The sequence below is a fragment of the Pseudomonas sp. GW823-FHT02F05 genome (assembly GCF_058797315.1).
Genome location: NZ_JBXAJM010000002.1, coordinates 414,001 through 434,495, shown reverse-complemented (window position 1 = coordinate 434,495; position 20,495 = coordinate 414,001). Strand labels below are relative to the sequence as shown.

The window sequence follows — 20,495 nt, the reverse complement described above, 5'->3', positions numbered from 1 at the left end:
GGGGCTGGCTTGCCTGCGATGCAGACACCTCGGTCTACCAGCCAAACCGGGTTGATCCCTTCGCAGGCAAGCCAGCTCCCACCTTCAACCACGCTCGACAGGTAAGCCCGAGCGCCACCAAGCCCCTGTGGCCGCCATTTGATTCACCTCCAAGTATTTCCCAGACAAAAACACACCCCCCGGTTTTATAGCGCTTGACCTTCCCAGTATGGCAAGCCGGATAAAAACCCCACGTGTCGGTTTGTCTTGAAAATTCCAAGGAGGGTGAACGATGTGCACCAAACCAGTAAGCCTCATTACCGGGGCGTTGGCCGTAGCATTGATGCTCGGCGGATGCTCGGACAATGCGCCGCCAGCTGCAGCAGCCAAGCCACCCGGCGTGCCGGTCGCCCAGGTGGTGGCGCGTGCGGTGACGCCGTTTGTGGAGTACACCGGTTCGTTGACCGCCATCGACCAGGTTCAATTGCGCCCGCGAGTCAGTGGCTATCTGCAAAGTGTCAGCGTGCCCGAAGGGCAGTTCGTGGCCAAGGGCAGTCCACTGTTTGTGATCGATCCGCGCATGTTCCAGGCGGCAGTGAACGCAGCCAAGGCACGTCTGCGCGAGGCCGAAGCCAATGCGTTGCTGGCCCAGGCCGAGCATGGCCGTGCCGAGCAGTTATATGCCAAGAAGGTGGTGGCACGTGATCGTCTCGACACCGCCGTTGCTTCGTTGAACGCCGGCAGAGCGCAGGTGGAGGCCGCCAGGGCTGCGTTGGATACGGCCCAACTGGACCTGAGTTACACCCGCGTCACCGCGCCTATCAGCGGGCGCATCGACCGCGCATTGGTGACGGAAGGCAACTATGTGACCCGCGGGGAAACACCCCTGACCACGATTGTCTCCATCGACCCCTTGCATGTGTATTTCGATGTGGATGAACGCACCTACCTGCATTCGCTGGCGGCGACGCGGCAGCACGCAGGGTCCAAGGGCGAGCAAGCTGCCAAGGTCATGGTGGCGATGCTCAATGACACCACCTATGCACGGGCAGGGCGCGTGGACTTCCTGGCCAACTCGGCCGACCGCAAGACCGGCACGGTGCGCGTGCGTGCGGTGGTGGAGAACCCGGATGGGCGCTTGACGCCGGGGCTGTTCGCCAAGGTCAAGCTGGATACCGGCTCGGCGCAACCCCGGGTGTTGATTGCCGACCATTCCATCGGCACCGACCAGGGCCGCCGTTATGTGCTGGTTGTCGGTGAGGGCGACAAGACCGAGTACCGCCCGGTGGAACTGGGCCCGGTGGTCGACGGCCTGCGGGTCATCGAACAGGGCCTGCAACCGGGCGAGCGCATTGTCGTCAAAGGCCTGGTGCGCCCCGGCATGCAGGTAACACCACTGGCTGCCAGCATCGAGGGCAAGCCGCTTGAAGCACCGCTGGCGGTGGGGGGCGTGCAATGAGCTTCCCACGCTTTTTCATTGACCGACCGATCTTCGCCATTGTCCTGTCGGTGTTGATGATGATCGGCGGCATCGTGGCCTTCTTCCACCTGCCGTTGAGCGAATACCCGGCCGTCACGCCGCCCACCGTGCAAGTGACTGCGTCGTATCCGGGGGCCAACCCGCAGGTGATTGCCGAGACGGTGGCCGCGCCGCTGGAACAGGTGATCACCGGGGTTGAGGGCATGCTTTACATGACCTCGCAGTCGGCCACCGATGGCCGCATGATCCTGACCGCAACGTTCGCCCAGGGCACCAATGCGGACATGGCGCAAATCCAGGTGCAGAACCGTGTTTCGCGGGCTTTGCCGCGCTTGCCCGAAGAGGTGCAGCGCCTGGGCGTGGTCACGCAGAAAACCTCGCCGGACATCCTCATGGTGGTCCACCTGCTGTCCCCCGACCAACGTTATGACCCGCTCTATATCTCCAACTATGCCTACCTGCAGGTGCGCGATGAGTTGTCGCGCCTGCCGGGGATCAACGATGTGCTGGTGTGGGGCGCGGGTGAATACAGCATGCGCCTGTGGCTCGACCCGGACCTGATCGCCGCCCGTGGCTTGACCGCCGGCGATGTCATCACCGCCGTGCGCGAGCAGAACGTGCAAGTGGCGGCCGGCTCGGTCGGCCAGGCACCGGATTCCACTGCGGCGTTCCAAGTCACGGTCAATACCCTCGGGCGCCTGACGGATGAAGAGCAGTTCGGCGATATCATTATTCGCACCGGCGATAACGGCCAGGTCACGCGCTTGCGCGATGTGGCACGTATCGAGATGGGGGCCGATGCCTACGCGCTGCGCAGCCTGTTGGACGGCGAGCCTGCGGTGGCCTTGCAAATCATCCAGAGCCCGGGGGCAAACGCGCTGGATGTGGCGCAGTCGGTGCGCGATACCATGCAGCGTCTGCAAACCAACTTCCCCGAGGGGTTGGTGTCGCGGATTGCCTATGACCCCACCGTGTTTGTGCGCGCTTCGCTGGAGTCGGTGGCCATCACGCTGATGGAAGCGATCCTGCTGGTGGTGATCGTGGTGGTGGTGTTCCTGCGCAACTGGCGCGCGTCGCTGATTCCCTTGATGGCCGTGCCGGTATCGATCATCGGCACCTTTGCGGTCATGCACCTGATGGGCTTCTCCCTCAATACGTTGTCGCTGTTCGGCCTGGTGTTGTCGATCGGCATCGTGGTCGACGATGCAATCGTGGTGGTGGAGAACGTCGAGCGGCATATCGAGAACGGCGAGGAGCCGATGCAGGCTGCGCGACGGGCGATGAGCGAGGTCACCGGCCCTATCATTGCGATCACCTCGGTGCTGGCGGCCGTGTTCATTCCCACCGCGTTTCTCAGTGGCCTGCAAGGCGAGTTCTATCGGCAGTTTGCGCTGACCATCGCGATTTCCACCATCCTCTCGGCGGTCAACTCGTTGACCCTCAGCCCGGCGCTGGCCGGCCTGTTGCTGCGGCCACGGCATGCCGCTGTGGTGCATGACCCGCGCAGCCTGCGTGGTCGTGCCGCACGGCTGTTGGAGGTACTGGGCCGGCCGTTTCAGCGTGCGCCGCAAGCCTATGGCAACACTGTGCGCAAGGTCGTCGGCCGTCGTGGCGTGGCGCTGTTGGCTTACGGCGGCTTGCTCGCATTGACCTGGTTCGGCTTCAACGCGGTACCGGCCGGCTTCGTGCCGATGCAAGACAAGTACTACCTGGTCGGTATCGCCCAACTGCCGAACGCGGCCTCGTTGGAGCGTACCGATGCGGTGGTGCGGCAAATGTCGAAAATCGCCCTGGATGAGCCGGGGGTCGAGAGTGTCGTGGCGTTCCCGGGACTGTCGGTCAACGGCTTCGTCAACGTTCCGAATGCGGCGGTGATGTTCGTCATGCTTGATCCGTTCAAAGAGCGCACCTCGCCGGATATGGCGGCGGTCGCCATCGCCGGGCGTCTGCAGGCCAAGTTTGCGAGCATCCCCGACGGCTTCCTCGGCGTGTTCCCGCCGCCACCGGTGCCGGGGCTCGGGGTAACCGGGGGCTTCAAGCTGCAGGTCGAGGACCGTGGCGGCGTCGGGCTGGAGGCGCTGGTGCAGCAGACCCAGGTACTGATGACCAAAGCCACTGAGTCAGGCCAGGTAGCCGGGCTGATGACCAGCCTGGACGTCAATGCGCCGCAACTGAATGTCGACATCGACCGCACCCAGGTCAAGAGCCAGGGCGTGCGCCTGGCGGATGTGTTCGAGTCGCTGCAGGTCTATCTGGGGTCGCTGTACGTCAACGACTTCAACCGGTTTGGCCGCACCTACAAAGTCACGGCCCAGGCCGACGCGGACCATCGCATGCAGGCCGAAGCCATTGGCCGCCTGCAGGTGCGCAATGCCGCCGGGGACATGCTGCCGTTATCAGCGTTTGTCACGGTCACGCCGAGCTCCGGGCCTGACCGGGTGATTCACTACAACGGCTATCCCTCGGCGGATATCTCTGGCGGCGCGATGCCAGGGGTCAGCTCCGGGCAGGCGGTTGCGCTCATGGAGCGCCTGGCCCAGGAGGTACTGCCCGAGGGCGTGACCTATGAATGGACAGATTTGACCTACCAGCAAAAGCTCGCCGGGTCATCGGCCCTGTTTATTTTCCCGCTGTGTGTGCTGCTGGCTTATCTGATCCTTGCCGCGCAGTACAACAGTTGGCTGCTGCCGTTGGCGGTGTTGCTGATCGTGCCCATGTGCCTGCTCAGCGCAATCCTCGGCGTGTGGCTGGTGGAGGGCGACAACAACGTGTTCGTGCAGATCGGGTTGGTGGTGCTGGTGGGCCTGGCTGCGAAGAACGCCATCCTGATCGTCGAGTTTGCCCGCAGCCTTGAAGCCGAAGGCGCCAGCCCATTGGAAGCGGTGATCCACGCCTGCCAATTGCGCCTGCGCCCTATTTTGATGACGTCCCTGGCGTTTATCGCCGGCGTAGTCCCGTTGGTGTTTGCCAGTGGCGCCGGGGCCGAGATGCGCCATGCCATGGGGGTTGCGGTGTTTGCCGGGATGTTGGGCGTGACGCTGTTCGGTCTGTTCCTGACGCCCGTTTTCTATGTGGTGATGCGCAGCCTGGCGCTGCGCGTGCAGCGTCAGGGGGCGAGTCCGACGGTGCAGCTAAAGGAGAGCGCATCATGAAACAGGCGTATCCAGCTTTTCTGTTGTCGTTGACCCTGTTGGCCGGTTGCGGCTCGGTGGGGCCGGATTATTCCGCGCCAGTGCTGCCCGCTGCGCAGCGGGCGACGAGCTTCGGCGCGCCCATCGCCGGGCTTGGTCCGGGCGAGGTCGAAGTGCAGTGGTGGCAAGTGTTTGACGAGCCGGCATTGAGCCAATTGATCCAACAGGCACTGGCGGCCAACCACGACATCGGCATCGCCGCCGCACGCCTGGACGAAGCCAAGGCGCTGTTGCGCGAAAGCCGTCAAGGCTTCCTGCCCAGCGGCGGCGCCGCCCTGGGCTACGAGCACCGCCAGCGCAGCGAGGTCGAGACTCCCTTCGGCGAGCAGCGCTCTATTGAAACCACCCGTGCGGCGGTGGATGCAGCCTGGGAAATCGACTTGTTTGGGCGCGTGCGTCGCTCGGTGGAGGCGGCCCAGGCCCAGGCGGGGTCGCGTCAGGCGTTGCTGCGCAGCGTGCAAGCGAGCGTCGCGGCGACGGTCGCGGCAACCTGGTTCGAGCTACAAGGGATCGAAGCCGAACAGGCGGTGGTCGCGGATATCAGCCAGAGCCAGCGCGACAGCCTGGGCCTGGTGGGGCAGATGGTCAGCGTCGGCGCCGCCACCGAATTCGACCGGCTGCGTGCCGAGGCCTTGTTGCGCAATGTGGAGGCGGTAGCGCCTGACCTGGAGCGACGTCGCGCCAAGTCAACCAACGCGCTGGCGGTGCTGCTGGGGCAAGCGCCCCAGGGGTTCAAGCCACCGCTGGCCCGGCCTGGGCGTGAAACCTTGAACCTGCGCACGTTGCAGGTGGGAGACCCGGCCGGCTTGCTGGCGCGCCGTGCCGATATTGCCGCGGCCGAACGCACGCTGGCGGCTGCGACCGCGCAGATTGGCGTGGAAACCGCTGGCTTGTATCCGGATATCCAGGTGCAGGGTTCCATCGGTTTGCTGGCCGGAAGTCTCAGCGCCCTGGGCGATGCGGGCATGCAGTCGAACTTTATCGCGCCGGTGATTCACTGGTCACTGCTGGACACCGGGCGCGTACGAGCGCGGATTGCCGCCAGCGAGGCACGCACCCAGGCGGCATTGATCGCTTATGACCAGACCGTGTTGCGGGCCCTGCAGGAAACCGATGATGCGTTCCAGGCCAACCGTACGGCCGGCAACGCCCTGGGCTTGCGGCTGTTGGAGGCGGCCGCCAACCGTGAGGCAGCCAGCTTTGCGCGCGAGCGGTTTGCGCAAGGCGAGGGCGTGTACCTGGATGTGCTTGAGGCCGAGCGCGCGGACTTCACCAGCCGCCGGGCGTTGACGGCGGCGCGCACGGAACAGCGCTTGGCGGTGGTGGGGATCTATAAGGCGCTGGGTGGTGGGTGGGAGATCTGTGAGAGGGCGGGGCAGGCGTGCAAGGGGGCCACGGTGTTGCGCTAACGTGGACCTGTGGGAGCTGGCTTGCCTGCGAAGGCGGCCCGCCAGCCGACGCCTATCTACCCGACACCCCAACGATCCAACTGTGGGAGCTGGCTTGCTCGCGAAGGCGGCCTGGCAGTCAACACAGCTGGATTGCGTACATATCCATTCCTGCGGTAACGCCCACTTAGGGTTCCGCCCTGACGGCGGCTCACTTTTGAAAAGAGCCCAAAAGTAAGCAAAAGGCTCTTGCCCCACCACTCGGCACCTCGCTTAGGCTCGGTGTGCCCGTAATCCGCCAGTGATTTGGGGGGCCGCCGCCACGCGCCATCCATGGCGCGGGGCGGCTAAACCGGCATCCCTGCCGGTTTACCCCCCAAATCCCTGTCGAATTCCGGCCAGCGTGGTTTAACGGGGCGCTTAAGATCAAAAGCAGATCAAGAGCGGCTCGCTTCGCATCGTGGTTACCGTTGGCAGGCAAGATTTCGCGCCTGGACAGCTCTGCGTCCGTCATACTGGCAAGCATGACTTTCGACTCGCCTCTCGCCGCTTATCAACATGCCATCGCCCAGCCAGGTTTCGTCGCCGACGACGCCCAGCGCCGGGCGGTACAAGCCTTGCAAGCCTGTCACGAGGCCTTGCATCAAGGGCGTTCGTCGATTGCCGGCGTTTACCTGTGGGGCCCGGTGGGGCGTGGCAAGACCTGGTTGATGGACCAGTTCTACCAAAGCTTGCGCGTGCCTGCGCGGCGCCAGCATTTTCACCACTTCATGGCGTGGGTGCACCAGCGCTTATTCCAGCTCACGGGCACCCAGGACCCCTTGCAGGCGTTGGCCAGGGAGCTGAGCCAGGCGGTGCGCGTGCTGTGCTTCGATGAATTGTTTGTGAATGATATCGGTGACGCGATCATTCTCGGCCGCCTGTTCCAAGTGATGTTCGAAGAGGGTGTGGTGATGGTGTGCACGTCCAACCAGCCGCCCGACCAGTTGTATGCCGGTGGCTTCAACCGTGAGCGTTTCCTGCCGGGTATCGACGCGCTCAAGCAGCATATGCAGGTGGTGGCCGTGGACGGTGGCGAAGATCATCGCTTGCATCCCGGCGTGGGCATGCAGCGCTATTGGGTGAATCAGCCCGAGGCACTGGCGGCGGTGTTCCGACAGTTGAGCCAAGGCCAAACCGTGACCAGCGGGGTGGTAAGCGTAGGGTACCGCACCATCATGACGGTGCAGGCCAGTGACACCGTGCTTTGGTGTCGCTATGCCGACCTGTGTGAGCAGCCCCTGGCCGCGATGGATTTCATGCTGTTATGTGATCGCTTCCACGCCATCCTGCTAGGAAACGTCCCCAACCTCAGTGCACAGAAACGCCCGGGCCGGATTGCGCGTGGCACTGAGGACAGCGCCGAGCGCGTAGTAGCCGGGGATCGAGAGTTGCCACAGTTGTCGGTGCATGACGACAGCGTACGGCGTTTTATCGCGTTAGTGGACGAATGCTACGACCGCAAAGTGCCACTCTTTATCGACGCCGAGGTGCCGTTGCACAGCCTGTACACCGAAGGCTACCTGGAGTTTCCTTTCCGCCGCACCCTGAGCCGTCTGCAAGAGATGCAGTTGGAACGCTTCGCCACCTAGGAAAAATCGCCGCTCCAAAGCTCTTTGCACGCTTTGATGCGCGCAACCTTCGCATTTTCTGTCAGCGATTTGTCGCTTATCTCCTTCATCTACTGCCGACTCCACGCTTACAATCGCAGCTCTCAAAGGGAAACGATTCCCTGGTTGTCGCTATCGAGGAAGGAAATGGACACCCCAGACATCCTGGTGCTGCAAGCCAGCTATACCAACGCCGTGCACGCCGACGCCATTGGCCTGTTGCTCAACCATTACGCTGAAGATCCGATGGGCGGCGGCCACAGCCTGCCAGCCGATCTCTTGCAGCAGTTGCCAGCCGAACTGGCCAAGCGCCCACACGCGTTCAGTGTGCTGGCGTTCGTCGGGGGGGAGCCAGCGGGATTGGTCAATTGTTTCGAGGGCTTTTCGACCTTCGCCTGCCGGCCCTTGGTCAATGTCCATGATGTGGTGGTGAAAGAGCAGTTTCGGGGGTTGGGGTTGAGCCAGAAGATGCTGCAAAAGGTCGAGGAAATCGCCCGGCAGCGCGGTTGCTGCAAGATTACCCTCGAAGTGCTGGAAGGCAATACTCTGGCGCAGGCGGCGTACCGCAAGTTTGGTTTTGACGACTCAGTGTTTGATCCGGCCCATGGGCGGATGTTGTTCTGGAATAAACCGTTGTAATAAATAACCGGCAAAAAAAAGGCGCCATTAAATGGCGCCCAATAAACCTTTGCCAACGGAGCAGAATGGCGCAGGGTGCTACGGATTAAGTAAGCATTAACTCAGCTGTTCGGTTGCGCCTGTTCAACCGTGTCGGCCTTGACCGACTTGCCATCGGCGCTGGCAACTTGTTGCTCAGCCTTGCCGTGGGTTTTTTCCTGAATGAAGCTGAAGTTGTTGTAGAACTCCTTGGAGCGCTCTGCGCCGCCCTCTGCAAAGGCAGCGGCAGAGGTCAGGGTCATCAGGCTGGCCAGCATCAAGGTCGAGAGTTTCATAGTGGTATCCCCATTAAAGTGATAGGTGTCTGGTCGCTTCGTGATCAGATCATGGGGCGACTATGGCGTTATCTTATTAAGTGGGAATTAACGGGAGATGCCGTTGAAGTTAACAGTTTTGTTAACTTCAATGTGCGAGGCTATAACTTCCAATCCAACGCCAGCGTGACGGAACGCGGCTCGCCCCAATACACCCCGTTATAAAAACCCACGCGCTCGTAATATTTCTTATCAAAGAGATTATTCACGTTGACCGACGCCGAAACCTGTTCGTCGAACTGGTAGCGCGACATCAGGTTGACCACGGTGTAGCCCTGTTGCGTGATTTTCGCCCGGGTGGTTATTGGCCGGCCTTCGCTGTTGCGCTGCCCGGTCGGGCGGTTGCTGAAGTCGTAGGTTTCGCTCTGCCAGTTCACGGCGCCGCCCACCGTCAGTTTGCGCCAGGCGCCCGGCAGGCGATAGGCGCTGGAGATCTTCACCAGGTTCAAGGGTTGGCTGGTGTTGTTGCGTTTGTCAGAGCCATTGACCGAATGGGTGTAGGTGTAGCCGGCGGACAGGTTCCAGTCCGGCGTGATTTCACCGGCGGCTTCCAGCTCGAAGCCGTTGACCTTGTTACCTTTGCCGCCGGATTTGTAGTACTCCTCTCCCGTGACTGGGTTGGGCGGGACTGAGTCATCCCGCTCGGCGACGTTGTCCTGGGTACTCCAGAAGTACGCGGCGGCCAGGTTCAAACGCTCGTTCAGCACACTGCCCTTGAGGCCCACTTCGTAGTTACTGCCGACCACGGGCTCCAGGTACTTCTTGTTGGCATCACGGTAGTCCTGGGGTTTGAAGATGTCGGTATAGCTGGCGTAGACGGTGTACTGCGGCGTGATGTCGTAGAGCAGGCCGGCGTAGGGCGTCCACATATCATTGTGGGTCTGGCTGGTTTTGCCCGAAGCGGTCAGTTGGTCGTTGGCATCGTATTTGGGCTCTGCGCTTTCCAGCTCCCAACTGCCGTAACGGCTGCCCAGTACGGCGTGCAAGCGGTCCGTGAGGCTCAGCCTTGTGGCCAGGTAACCGGCTTTCTGTTGTTTCTTGCTGTGCTCGCCTTTCAGATCGGTCACCTGGTCGGTGAACTTGCTGATGCCGCCCATGTGCTTCCAGTCCTGAATGGGGTAGTAGCTGGCTGGCAGGTCGCTGCGCATGAAGGGCGAGACATCCCGTTGTGCGGCTTCGCCATAGCCCATCATCAGCGCGTGTTCGCGGCCCAGCAGCGTGTAGCTGCCGGCCAGGTTGAGGTCGATGGCCTCCATGCGCGAAGTGCCGCGCATATGGCTGGCCCAAGCCGTCATGCCGCTGCGGTCGGGGTTGGGGAAACCGGCGCCGCCGTAATACACCTTGCCATCGGTGTCGCTCTGGCGATGGGTATAGGCGGCCTTCAGGTGCCAGTCGCCGCCGAGCCGATGGTCGAGGGTGGCGAAGGTGGTCTTGTCGGTCAGCGGCCAGGAACTCCAGTGCGCCGCCATGTTGGTGGAGTGGGGTAGCCTGGCCTTGCCGCCCTGGCTGTTCCAGTAGGGCACGGTGCCCCAAGACGTGCCTTGCACCTGTTTGTCCTGGTAATCAAAGCCTGCGGCCAGCACGGTATCGTCGGAAAGGTCAGCCTCGAGAATGCCGTAGCCCACCGCCCGCTGCAGCCCATAGTTGTCACGAAAAGACTTGCTGTCGCGGTAAGCCAGCACGCTACGCCCGCGCAGTTTGCCGTCGAACGCCAGCGGGCCGCCCACGTCAACGTAGCTGTAGTAGTTGTCATGGCTGGCGCCACTGATGCCGGTCTTGGCCTGCCACTGGGCGGTAGGGCGCTTGCGCACCATGTTGACGGTGGCCGAAGGGTCGCCTGCGCCCGTGGTCAGGCCCGTCGCGCCGCGCACTACTTCGATGCGGTCGTAGATGATGGTGTCGGCGTCGGTCTTCATGTAGCCGAAAGTGTTGAGCATCCCGTCAACCTGGAAGTTGCTGATGCCATAGCCTCGGGCGGAGTAGTAGACACGATCGGAGTCGTAATGCTGAACGTTGACGCCCGTGGTCTGGCGCAACACATCCGTCAGGGTATTGAGATTGAAGTCGTCCATCTGCTGGCGTGTGATCACCGAGATCGATTGCGGGGTTTCCTTGACGGAGAGGTTCAGCCGCGTGGCGGTGCTCATCGAGCCAGTAGTGTAGGCGCCGGTGTGCTCGGTGGTGGCGCCCAGGCCGTCGGCGCTGATGGTGGTCGCGCCCAGTTCCAGGGCTTTGGCGGGGGCTGTATCGGGGGCGGGGTCGGCCCGCGAATCCGGGCTCAGCGCCAGGCTGAACAGGCCGAGGGTGAAGGTCATGGAACGGGTGAAGGGCGCAAACATCGCTGCAGACTCCTTGTCGTCTTTGATACCTCCCCAGGCGGGGAGGGCTTGGTTCAAAGACGAAAGGAACTGCGGAACTTTAGGCTCAAACGAGAATGATTGTTATCTTTCTGTTACAAGGCCCTGGCTTACTTGGCCACCACTTCGGCGCCGTCGGCCTTCTTGGGCTTGATCAGGCTGAAGTCGATCAGTGCCTTCTGCTTGGTCTCGTAAGGGTTGCCGATCAACAGGGGGCGTGGCTTGAAGCTGTCGCTCACCAGGCTCTTGCTGTGGTCCAGCTCATCGAAACTCAAGCCTGCCATGTCGGCCCAGGTGTGGATCAACTGCGAACTGCTGTAAGGCCGCTGCAAGTCGCCGGCGAAGCTCCAGTCGTGACTTTCGCGCCATTTTGGCGAGGCGTAGGCCATGAACGGGATGGTGTACATCGGCGCGGTCGGCTTGCCTTCGTTACGGCCCAAAGTGTCGTGGCCGGCCGAGTCGAACACGTCTTCGCCGTGGTCCGAGAGGTACAGCAAAAAACCGTTGGGGTCGGTCTTTGCGTAGTCCTTGATCAGGCTGGAGACTACGAAGTCGTTGTACAGCACCGCGTTGTCATAGCTGTTATAGGTCGGCAACTGCGCATCGCTGACACCCGCCGGCACGCCCTGGCGGTCGGTGAACTTGTCGAAGGTCTGCGGGTAGCGGTACTGGTAGCTCATGTGGGTGCCCAGCAGGTGCACCACGATGAACTTGCGTTCGGCGGTATCGGCCAGGGCCTTGGAAAACGGCGCCAGTACATCGCCGTCGTACTGACGGGCGTTCTGGTTGCGGTTGTTGTTCAGGTACACCTGCTCGTCGGCCTGTTCGGAAAAGGTCGTGAGCATGGTGTTGCGTTTGGTCATGGTCTGCTGGTTGGTGATCCAGAAGGTCTTGTAGCCAGCCTGTTTCATCACGCTGACAATCGACGGTGTCTTGAGGTACAGGTCCGGGTTTTCTTCGTCAGCGAAGGTCAGCACCTGTTGCAGCGCTTCAATGGTGTAGGGGCGCGGGGTGATGACGTTATCGAACACGGCCAGTTGGTCGCGCAGCTTGTCCAGCTCCGGCGTGGTGTTGCGCGGGTAGCCGTAGAGGCTCATGCGCTGGCGGTTGGTCGACTCGCCGATGACCAAGACAAGTGTGGACGGCTGGCCGGCCATGCTGTCCTTGAGGTTGTTCAAGGGCGGGATCTTGCTTGCACTGGTGAGCATGCCTTGCATGTTGTCCAACTGCTCGGTGTAGCGACGATAGGCGACGATCATCTGCCAAGGCACGGCAGGCTCGATGCGGGTTTCGAAACGATCGATGGCCAATTCCATGGTTTCGCTGGTGGCGATCTGCTTGACCAGTGGGTAGCCCACCACCGCCAGGACGATGGCAATGGCTGCCACGATGGACTGGCCGCGAGGCAGATACACCGGGCGCAAGCGCGTCCACAGGAAGATGGCGAAGGCGGTGTGGGCAATGAACGCCAGCACGATCCACCAGGCAAAGTATTGGGTGGCGTATTCGCCGGCTTCAGAGATGTTCGACTCGAACATGATGAAGATGACGCTCTGGGAGAATTCCTGCTGGTAAATGAAGAAATAACCCAGGCTCGCCATGGAGCAAGCCCACAGCACCACGCCGATCAAGGCGGCGAGCAGGCGCGTACGACGCGGGAACAGCAGCATCGGCGCCAGCCACAGCGCACTCATGAAGAAGGCCTGGCGGAAGCCACTGAAGCCGGAGGTGCCGGTCAGTTGGATAAGAAGTTGGGTAATACCCGAGAAATACCAGAAAAACAGGAATAACCAGCCAAGGCCGGCCCAATCAAAGCCTTTCGCAGTCGTCGTGCTGCGTTTGAACATCGCCATCCAGCGCCCCATCAGAAAAAGATTGTCGCGCGCAGGCGCGCAACATCGGGCCGCCCAGGAAGTGAGCGGCATCGCGGAACGGGAGTATCAAGAGGGGAATGTGAAAACTTTGTGAGTTTTCTGTAGGTATTGCCTTACAACGCGTTCGGCCAAGACTTCAGCACAGGACTGGCTTGGCATCTGACGGCTGATCGAGCTGGGCTTGAAGGTGCAAGCGCAGGCGCAGGACTTCCTGTTGCAACTGATCGCGCTCGTCTTTCAACTGGCGCAGTTCATCGCGACGGAGGGTGACGTAGAGGGTCTGTGGCGGACGGGTCATCTGTGCTGTGCTCATTGCTTACCTCGCAAATAGCCGGTAGATCGCGGTGCCAAAACTGGTTTCTGGCAACAGTCGGAAGCAAGTTTGAATTCTTTTTCGCAGCAAGGGAACTTTTTTATTTTTGGTGGTCGTGTGACTTTTGCCGGGGTGATGGTGAAACGATGGCAACTTTTTTGCCATGAAACTACACGGATCCGCTCTGGACTAACCCTCATTAGCCTCATTGCGCTATAAACTATGTCACACATTTTTTAGAAGTTAGGAGCATCAGCACATGCAACTGGGGATTATCGGACTAGGCCGCATGGGCGGTAACATTGCGCGGCGCCTGATGCTCAATGGGCATACCACCGTTGTATACGACCGTAACGAAGCCTTCGTCAAAGCCTTGAGCGAGGAGGGCGCCACCGGCGTCGCCGACTTGAAAGCGCTGGTGGCCGGCCTGCAAAAGCCCCGTGCTGTCTGGGTCATGTTGCCGGCGGGCGCGCCCACTGAAGACACTATCAACGCACTGAGCGAACTGCTGGAAGACGGCGATGTGATCATCGACGGCGGCAACACCAACTACAAGGACGACGTGCGTCGCGGCAAGGCCCTGGCTGAAAAGGGCCTGCACTATGTGGACGTGGGCACCTCGGGCGGCGTCTGGGGCCTGGAACGTGGCTATTGCATGATGATCGGTGGCGACACCGAGACCGTGAATCGCCTCGACCCGATCTTCAAAAGCCTCGCGCCGGGCCTGGGTAACATTCCGCGCACCAAGGACCGTTCGGCCTCTGCCGACCCACGTGCCGAGCAGGGCTACATTCACGCCGGCCCAGCGGGTTCCGGGCACTTCGTCAAGATGATCCACAACGGCATCGAGTACGGGATGATGCAGGCGTTTGCCGAAGGTTTTGACATCCTCAAGACCAAGAACTCGGAAAACCTGCCGGAAGACCAGCGCTTTGACCTCAACGTTGGCGACATCGCCGAAGTCTGGCGTCGTGGCAGCGTGGTGTCGTCCTGGCTGTTGGACCTGACCGCCGACGCCCTGGCCACCGACCCGAAACTCGACGGCTACTCGGGCTCCGTGGCCGACAGCGGTGAAGGCCGTTGGACCATCGAAGCAGCCATGGAGCAGGCGGTGCCGGTTCCGGTGTTGTCGACCTCGCTGTTCGCGCGTTTCCGTTCCCGCCAGCAGAGCACCTACGGTGACAAAATGCTGTCTGCCATGCGCTTCGGCTTTGGCGGCCATGTGGAGACTTCCAAAAAATGACCGCCAACGGCAAGAAACCCAAGGCCGAACCTGCTCCACCCACCACATTGTTTCTGTTTGGCGCCCATGGCGACCTGGTCAAGCGCTTGCTCATGCCGGCGCTGTACAACCTCAGCCGTGACGGGTTGCTCGGTGATGGCCTGCGTATCGTCGGCGTTGATCACAACGCCATCAGCGATGCGGACTTTGCCAAGAAACTCGAGGACTTCATTCGTACCGAAGCCTCCAGCAAAGTCAGGGGCAATGCCGAGAACGCCCTCGACCCCGCGTTGTGGGCGCAACTGGCCAAGGGCATCAGCTACGTCGAGGGCGATTTCCTCGACGACAGCACCTATGCCGATATCGCCAGCAAGATCGCTGACAGCGGCACCGGCAATGCGGTGTTCTATCTCGCCACTGCACCGCGCTTCTTCAGTGAAGTGGTGCAGCGCCTGGGCAGTGCCGGTTTGTTGAATGAAACGGACGAGGGCTTTCGGCGCGTGGTTATCGAGAAGCCGTTCGGCTCCGACCTGGCCACCGCCGAGGCGCTCAACGCCTGCCTGCTCAAAGTGATGAGCGAGAAGCAGATCTACCGCATTGACCATTACCTGGGCAAGGAGACGGTGCAGAACATCCTGGTCAGCCGTTTCTCCAACGTGCTGTTCGAAGCGTTCTGGAACAACCACTACATCGATCACGTGCAAATTACTGCCGCTGAAACCGTCGGCGTTGAAACCCGGGGCAACTTCTTCGAGAAGACCGGCACACTGCGGGACATGGTGCCCAACCATCTGTTCCAACTGCTGGCAATGGTCGCCATGGAGCCGCCGGCAGCCTTTGGTGCCGACGCGGTTAGGGGTGAGAAGGCCAAAGTGGTCGGTGCGATCCGCCCCTGGTCGCTGGAAGATGCGCGGGCCAACTCCGTGCGCGGCCAATACACCGCCGGAGAAATCGCCGGCAAGCCATTGCCCGGCTATCGCGAAGAAGCCAACGTCGCGCCGGACAGCAGCACCGAGACGTTCGTCGCGCTAAAAGTGATGATTGATAACTGGCGTTGGGTCGGTGTGCCGTTTTACCTGCGTACCGGCAAGCGCATGAGCATCCGCGACACCGAGATCGTGATCTGCTTCAAGCAGGCGCCTTATGCACAATTTCGCGATACCGAAGTCGATGAACTCAAGCCCACTTACCTGAAAATCCAGATCCAGCCTAACGAAGGCATGTGGTTCGACCTGTTGGCCAAGCAGCCTGGGCCGACCCTGGAGATGGCCAATATCGAATTGGGCTTTGACTACAAGGACTTCTTCGAGATGCAGCCGTCGACGGGTTACGAAACCCTGATCTACGACTGCATGACCGGCGATCAGACCCTGTTCCAGCGCGCCGACAACATCGAGAACGGTTGGCGTGCGGTGCAGCCGTTCCTGGATGCGTGGAAGCAAGATGATGGTATCCAGGCCTACAAGGCCGGTGAAGATGGCCCAGCGGCGGCCGATGCCTTGCTGGCCCGCGATGGCCGCGCCTGGCATAGCCTCGGATGAGTGACGTGACGATTCATCCCATCCGGTTTGTCCTCAGTGATGTGGACGGGACGCTATTGCATCCCGACCACAGCCTCAGCCAACGCACCGCCGATGCCATTCGCGCTATGCGCGAGGCTGGGGTGATTTTCAGCCTGGCCAGCGGGCGTCCGCCCAAGGCCATGCGGCATTTGATCGAGACCTTTGGCATCGATGTGCCGGTGGCTGGCTTTAATGGCGGTACGTTGGTCAACCCGGATGGCAGCATCCTGGTTGCTCATCATCTGCCGGCGGAAGCTGCACTCATCACCCTGGCGCTGTTTTCCGCCGAGCCGGACGTGGAAGTCTGGGTGTTTGCCGATGGCGACTGGCTGCGCCGTGATCCGCCCGGGCCCATGGTGCAGCGCGAAGCCGATGGCTTGGGCTATGGGCCGGTAGTGGTGGAGAGTTTCGAGCCTTACCTGGACAGGGTCGACAAGATCGTCGCCGCCAGCAACAACACCCAGTTGTTGGTGGAGCTGGAAGCGCAATTGCAGCCGAAAGTGCAGGGGTTGGCCCAGGTGTCGCGTTCGCAGCCGGTGTATCTGGACGTGACCGCGATGCTGGCCAACAAAGGCGAAGCCTTGAAAACCCTGGCTGAACACCTGGGCGTACCGCTTGCACAAACGGCTGCGATTGGAGACGGTGGCAATGACCCGGCGATGTTTCATGTGGCGGGGTTGTCGATCGCCATGGGCCAGGCCGAAGAAACCGTCAAGCGCCAGGCCAATGTGGTCACGGGCAGCAATGTCGAAGACGGCGCTGCCGAGGCGTTCGAACGCTTTATTCTCGCCGCACGTTAAGCGTGCAAGTATGACTGTACAACTTCCAGCTCAAGTTTTACTTGGGCTGGAAGTTGCTGCATTGCATTACTTTGGCATCGCCCAGTGTTGCAACTGGTGGCCATCTTTATCGAGCTCGGCACGGGCCTGCAATAGCAGGTTTTCAAGTTGGGCCGGGTCGGTATAGGCAGTCGACGGCAACTGTTTGCTGCCGATACGGGTGTTGGTGCGGTCGATGACGCTCAGGCTGAGGGCGCCAACGCCATCGTGCCAGGCCACGCATTGAAAAGGCTGGAAGGCACGGTCTGCAATCAAAAGAGCTTCGTTGATGCGCAGCGGAGCGTTCATTTGGGTCTTCTCTCTGTATGCCCATTCAAGTGAGTACCGGCGGTTGGGCGGACCGTGCGGTGGGTTACTTGTACTGATGCACGATGGTGGGGTGCGGGTCACATGCTAGGGCAAGAAATTTTAACGTTCCCTGATTGACGTCATGTAAGCGGCTGTTTTGAAAGCGCAATAAACCTTTGACTGGCGAGCAACTTCTGGCGCGCTACGAAACAGGCATGGCTTTTTGCCCACGCTTATAGCGAAAGGGTACAAGGTAAGCGTCAAGATCTTGCTAGGGTTACCAACAGTCGACACAAACTCTTGTTTCTAAATAACTTTAACAATATTGGCGCCAAGGAACAGTCATGGTTGCGACACCCGCCCAACGCCGCTTACTGGTGGTCGACCCCTGTGACGATTGCCACGGGTTATTACCCGGCTTACGCACCGCCGGCTGGGAAGTGGACAGCTGTGCCTTGGAGGCGGTAGGTGAGCGCTCCTGCGATGTGGGCCTGCTGCGTTTGCAACGCGATCACCTGGAACGCCCTGAAGCAGTCAAGGAGTTGATTGGTCGCAGCGGCACCGAGTGGATCGCCGTGCTCAGCCAGGATGTACTGCGTTTGCAGAACGTCGGCGATTTTGTCTGCGAATGGTTTTTCGACTTTCACACCTTGCCCTTCGATGTATCCCGGGTGCAGGTGACCCTGGGCCGTGCGTTCGGCATGGCGCGCCTGCGTGGCAAGGGCTACGCCCCGGTGGATGAGCCCCATGAATTGCTGGGCGAAAGCCGTCCCATCCGAGAGTTGCGCAAGTTGTTGTCCAAGTTGGCGCCTACTGAGTCCCCGGTGTTGATCCGCGGTGACAGCGGTACGGGCAAAGAGTTAGTGGCCAAGACTTTGCACCGCCAATCCCAGCGGCACGCCAAGCCGTTTGTCGCGATCAATTGCGGCGCCATCCCTGAACACCTGATCCAGTCCGAGTTGTTCGGCCACGAAAAAGGCGCGTTCACCGGCGCCCACCAGCGCAAGATCGGACGTATTGAAGCGGCCAACGGCGGCACCCTGTTCCTCGATGAAATTGGCGATCTGCCGATGGAGCTGCAAGCCAACCTGTTGCGCTTTCTTCAGGAAAAACACATCGAACGCGTTGGCGGCAGCCAGCCGATCCCGGTGGATGTACGCGTGTTGGCTGCCACCCACGTCAACCTCGAGGCCGCGGTGGAGAAGGGCGCTTTTCGCGAAGACCTGTATTACCGCCTGAATGTGCTGCAAGTGGTCACCGCGCCGTTGCGCGAACGCCATGGCGACGTGGCGATGCTGGCCAACCACTTTTCACGTTTCTACAGCCAGGAAACCGGACGGCGCCCGCGCAGTTTCAGCGAAGAGGCTTTGGTGGCGATGGGGCAACACCCGTGGCCGGGCAATGTGCGTGAACTGGCCAACCGCGTGCGGCGCGGCCTGGTGCTGGCCGAAGGGCGGCAGATCGAAGCGGTTGACCTGGGGCTGCAAGGCCAGCAAGTCATTTCGGCGCCGATGGCGACATTGGAAGACTACAAGCACCGTGCCGAACGTCAGGCGCTGTGCGATGTGCTCAACCGGCACAGCGACAACCTCAGTGTCGCGGCCCGCGTGCTGGGGATTTCCCGGCCGACGTTCTACCGGTTGCTGCACAAACACCAGATCCGCTAGGGCGGGTAAACCTAATGTGGGAACTGGCTTGCCTGCGAAGGCGGTGGTTCAGCTAGAGATTCAGTGACTGACACTCCGCTTTCGCGGGCAAGCCCGCTCCTACAGGTGATCTGTGCCAGGCGTTGATTCTGTGGGCAATACAGGGCCAATGTGGGAGCTGGCTTGCCTGGGAAAGCGGTGGTTCAGTTAGAGATTCAGTGACTGACACACCGCCTTCGCGGGCAAGCCCGCTCCCACAGGTGATCTGTGCCAGGCGTTGATTCTGTGGGCAATACAGGGCCAATGTGGGAGCTGGCTTGCCTGCGAAGGCGGGAGTGCAGTCACCGATGCAGCAACTGACATACCGCCCGCAGGCAAACCAATCAGAAGTAATACGGGAATTTCAGGCTGAACGTAAAGTCCGGTGCATCATCGGTCATCCCAATCGCCAGGTTCGGCACGATGGTCAGGTTATCCGAGGCGGCAATCGTCATACCCACGTTGAAGTAGCCCGCGTTGGCATCGCTGGACACCACCGATTGCCAGTCGCCGCCATCCGGCTTGAGTTTGCTCTTGCGCTGCACCAGGTCGGAAACCGAGAACGACATGCTCATCTTCTCGTTCAGGGCAAAGGCGACGCCGACCCCGAATTGGAAGCTGTCGCCCAGGCGCACCTTGCCTCCCACCTTCTGATTGACTTGACTGCTGATGTCATCGAACGAGTCTTCAAAGTTGTGGGTGTACGACAACGAACCGAACAGCACGGCCGGGTCGAAGGTCTTGACCAGGGAAATGCCCGGTGTGACCGACCAGACCCCGTTGCCCGTGGGCAGGCTTTCGGGCACGTAGAGGTTGTCGTTGTTCGGTTGCTGGACCAGTTTGATACCAAAAGGCTCCTTGCCCGTCGGTGCCTTGACGCGCACGGATACCACCGCGTCCGGCAAGGTCGAGGTTTCGTCGAGGAACTTGTACGCCACGCCAAAGTTGACATCGCCGATGGTCGGGTCACGGGTCACGGAACCTTCGGAGGTGGCGGTGGCGTCGTTGCCGGCGCCGCCCGACTGGTAGGTGGACTCGCGGTACACCACCGGCACGTTCAGGTCGAACTGCCAGCGGTTGTCGACGTTGTAGCGCCCGGTAAGGTCCAGGGTCCAGCTGTCGGATTTGATCCGGTCCAGGTTGATGTTGCCGAGAAAAATCGAGTCCAGCGCCAGGAAACCATTGAGCGTCAACTGGCGCGCGTCATAACGGGCATAGGTGATGCCGGTTTCCACGCTGAACTTGCCATTGCCGAAAAAGCCGCTGGCCTCGTTGTACAGGTTGCTCACACTTTGCGCAGGGGCCGAGTCGTCCTTGAGGGACTGGCCGTAGGAGCTGCCACCCCCGCCAGCGCCACCGGATGCCGCGGCTGCGCCCGTACCACTAGCCGCGACAGTGTTAGCGCCGTTCTTGAAGTCAGCCGGTGATTTGGCCAGGCGTCTGGGGGCGGGCGTTGCCGGTTGGTCCTCGACCTGGCGCACACGCTGCTCCAGCACAGCCAAGGCTTTTTGCTGCACGTCGTAGCGTTGCTTGAGTTCCAGGAGTTCCTTCTTCAGGGTTTCGATGTCAGCGTCTGGCGCGGCATACAGCACGGATGCGGGCAAGAGCGTACTCAAACAAACCACCGCACGTAGCGATAACGATCGATGCATGAAATAAGCCGTCCTTTTCTAATG

15 protein-coding genes are annotated in these 20,495 nt (G+C 61.0%); 9 read left to right on the top strand and 6 right to left on the bottom strand.

Annotation, left to right across the window (positions count from 1 at the left end):
• The first annotated feature begins 271 nt into the window (after window positions 1-271).
• The 5 genes from AC1RAC_RS04375 to AC1RAC_RS04355 all read left to right on the top strand — a co-directional run bounded on the left by AC1RAC_RS04375 (window position 272) and on the right by AC1RAC_RS04355 (window position 8,326).
• Window positions 272-1,438: an efflux RND transporter periplasmic adaptor subunit gene (locus tag AC1RAC_RS04375; protein WP_198791065.1), complete on the top strand. Its 1,167-nt coding sequence runs from the start codon at window positions 272-274 to the stop codon at window positions 1,436-1,438.
• A complete protein-coding gene (locus AC1RAC_RS04370) occupies window positions 1,435-4,611 on the top strand; it encodes an efflux RND transporter permease subunit (RefSeq protein WP_034125681.1) in 3,177 nt (1,058 codons plus the stop codon). The genes AC1RAC_RS04375 and AC1RAC_RS04370 overlap by 4 nt, the downstream gene beginning before the upstream one ends.
• Window positions 4,608-6,059, top strand: a complete 1,452-nt coding sequence (locus AC1RAC_RS04365) for an efflux transporter outer membrane subunit (RefSeq protein ID WP_492616291.1) — start codon at window positions 4,608-4,610, stop codon at window positions 6,057-6,059. Before AC1RAC_RS04370 ends, AC1RAC_RS04365 begins: the two co-directional genes overlap by 4 nt.
• 503 nt (window positions 6,060-6,562) lie before the next feature.
• Entirely contained in the window at window positions 6,563-7,669 is a 1,107-nt protein-coding gene (gene zapE, locus AC1RAC_RS04360; protein WP_054897794.1) for a cell division protein ZapE, read from the top strand.
• A gap of 165 nt (window positions 7,670-7,834) precedes the next feature.
• Window positions 7,835-8,326 (top strand): GNAT family N-acetyltransferase, encoded by a 492-nt coding sequence (locus AC1RAC_RS04355; RefSeq protein ID WP_034127723.1) that lies wholly within the window; start codon window positions 7,835-7,837, stop codon window positions 8,324-8,326.
• Between the two features lie 101 nt (window positions 8,327-8,427).
• On the opposite strand, the gene AC1RAC_RS04350 is transcribed toward AC1RAC_RS04355, so the two are convergent.
• The 4 genes from AC1RAC_RS04350 to AC1RAC_RS04335 all read right to left on the bottom strand — a co-directional run bounded on the left by AC1RAC_RS04350 (window position 8,428) and on the right by AC1RAC_RS04335 (window position 13,223).
• Entirely contained in the window at window positions 8,428-8,640 is a 213-nt protein-coding gene (locus AC1RAC_RS04350; protein ID WP_034127722.1) for a hypothetical protein, read from the bottom strand.
• Window positions 8,641-8,780: 140 nt separating this feature from the next.
• The gene (locus tag AC1RAC_RS04345) at window positions 8,781-11,018 is read right to left on the bottom strand and encodes a TonB-dependent siderophore receptor (RefSeq protein ID WP_492616290.1); all 2,238 of its coding nucleotides are present in this window, start codon (window positions 11,016-11,018) and stop codon (window positions 8,781-8,783) included.
• A 128-nt stretch (window positions 11,019-11,146) separates the two neighbouring features.
• Window positions 11,147-12,889 (bottom strand): phosphoethanolamine transferase CptA, encoded by a 1,743-nt coding sequence (locus AC1RAC_RS04340; RefSeq protein ID WP_032892095.1) that lies wholly within the window; start codon window positions 12,887-12,889, stop codon window positions 11,147-11,149.
• A 157-nt stretch (window positions 12,890-13,046) separates the two neighbouring features.
• The gene (locus AC1RAC_RS04335) at window positions 13,047-13,223 is read right to left on the bottom strand and encodes a DUF6026 family protein (RefSeq protein WP_198834001.1); all 177 of its coding nucleotides are present in this window, start codon (window positions 13,221-13,223) and stop codon (window positions 13,047-13,049) included.
• Window positions 13,224-13,482: 259 nt separating this feature from the next.
• On the opposite strand from AC1RAC_RS04335, the gene gnd reads away from it, so the two are divergent.
• Genes gnd through AC1RAC_RS04320 form a run of 3 tightly spaced genes read left to right on the top strand, consistent with a single transcriptional unit; the run spans window position 13,483 to window position 16,807 of the window.
• A complete protein-coding gene (gene gnd, locus AC1RAC_RS04330; RefSeq protein ID WP_019817573.1) occupies window positions 13,483-14,466 on the top strand; it encodes a phosphogluconate dehydrogenase (NAD(+)-dependent, decarboxylating) in 984 nt (327 codons plus the stop codon).
• Window positions 14,463-15,986, top strand: a complete 1,524-nt coding sequence (gene zwf / locus AC1RAC_RS04325; RefSeq protein WP_032892093.1) for a glucose-6-phosphate dehydrogenase — start codon at window positions 14,463-14,465, stop codon at window positions 15,984-15,986. The genes gnd and zwf overlap by 4 nt, the downstream gene beginning before the upstream one ends.
• A complete protein-coding gene (locus AC1RAC_RS04320; protein ID WP_034127719.1) occupies window positions 15,983-16,807 on the top strand; it encodes a Cof-type HAD-IIB family hydrolase in 825 nt (274 codons plus the stop codon). The genes zwf and AC1RAC_RS04320 overlap by 4 nt, the downstream gene beginning before the upstream one ends.
• A gap of 66 nt (window positions 16,808-16,873) precedes the next feature.
• Here AC1RAC_RS04320 and AC1RAC_RS04315 read toward each other — a convergent pair whose 3' ends face one another.
• A complete protein-coding gene (locus AC1RAC_RS04315; protein WP_034127718.1) occupies window positions 16,874-17,134 on the bottom strand; it encodes a hypothetical protein in 261 nt (86 codons plus the stop codon).
• A 344-nt stretch (window positions 17,135-17,478) separates the two neighbouring features.
• On the opposite strand from AC1RAC_RS04315, the gene AC1RAC_RS04310 reads away from it, so the two are divergent.
• Complete coding sequence (locus AC1RAC_RS04310; protein WP_034127717.1) at window positions 17,479-18,801, top strand: sigma-54 dependent transcriptional regulator; 1,323 nt, start codon at window positions 17,479-17,481, stop codon at window positions 18,799-18,801.
• Window positions 18,802-19,163: 362 nt separating this feature from the next.
• Here the strand turns inward: AC1RAC_RS04310 and fapF are convergent, their stop codons facing one another.
• Complete coding sequence (fapF, locus tag AC1RAC_RS04305) at window positions 19,164-20,471, bottom strand: fibril amyloid transporter FapF (protein WP_034127716.1); 1,308 nt, start codon at window positions 20,469-20,471, stop codon at window positions 19,164-19,166.
• Between the last annotated feature and the right edge of the window lie 24 nt (window positions 20,472-20,495).

What these genes read in the sequence shown, in the direction of transcription:
- AC1RAC_RS04375 (WP_198791065.1), top strand. Translation starts at nt 272, where the DNA reads ATGTGCACCAAACCAGTAAGCCTCATTACCGGGGCGTTGGCCGTAGCA.
- AC1RAC_RS04370 (WP_034125681.1), top strand. Translation starts at nt 1,435, where the DNA reads ATGAGCTTCCCACGCTTTTTCATTGACCGACCGATCTTCGCCATTGTC.
- AC1RAC_RS04365 (WP_492616291.1), top strand. Translation starts at nt 4,608, where the DNA reads ATGAAACAGGCGTATCCAGCTTTTCTGTTGTCGTTGACCCTGTTGGCC.
- zapE (WP_054897794.1), top strand. Translation starts at nt 6,563, where the DNA reads ATGACTTTCGACTCGCCTCTCGCCGCTTATCAACATGCCATCGCCCAG.
- AC1RAC_RS04355 (WP_034127723.1), top strand. Translation starts at nt 7,835, where the DNA reads ATGGACACCCCAGACATCCTGGTGCTGCAAGCCAGCTATACCAACGCC.
- AC1RAC_RS04350 (WP_034127722.1), bottom strand. Translation starts at nt 8,640, where the DNA reads ATGAAACTCTCGACCTTGATGCTGGCCAGCCTGATGACCCTGACCTCT.
- AC1RAC_RS04345 (WP_492616290.1), bottom strand. Translation starts at nt 11,018, where the DNA reads ATGTTTGCGCCCTTCACCCGTTCCATGACCTTCACCCTCGGCCTGTTC.
- AC1RAC_RS04340 (WP_032892095.1), bottom strand. Translation starts at nt 12,889, where the DNA reads ATGGCGATGTTCAAACGCAGCACGACGACTGCGAAAGGCTTTGATTGG.
- AC1RAC_RS04335 (WP_198834001.1), bottom strand. Translation starts at nt 13,223, where the DNA reads ATGAGCACAGCACAGATGACCCGTCCGCCACAGACCCTCTACGTCACC.
- gnd (WP_019817573.1), top strand. Translation starts at nt 13,483, where the DNA reads ATGCAACTGGGGATTATCGGACTAGGCCGCATGGGCGGTAACATTGCG.
- zwf (WP_032892093.1), top strand. Translation starts at nt 14,463, where the DNA reads ATGACCGCCAACGGCAAGAAACCCAAGGCCGAACCTGCTCCACCCACC.
- AC1RAC_RS04320 (WP_034127719.1), top strand. Translation starts at nt 15,983, where the DNA reads ATGAGTGACGTGACGATTCATCCCATCCGGTTTGTCCTCAGTGATGTG.
- AC1RAC_RS04315 (WP_034127718.1), bottom strand. Translation starts at nt 17,134, where the DNA reads ATGAACGCTCCGCTGCGCATCAACGAAGCTCTTTTGATTGCAGACCGT.
- AC1RAC_RS04310 (WP_034127717.1), top strand. Translation starts at nt 17,479, where the DNA reads ATGGTTGCGACACCCGCCCAACGCCGCTTACTGGTGGTCGACCCCTGT.
- fapF (WP_034127716.1), bottom strand. Translation starts at nt 20,471, where the DNA reads ATGCATCGATCGTTATCGCTACGTGCGGTGGTTTGTTTGAGTACGCTC.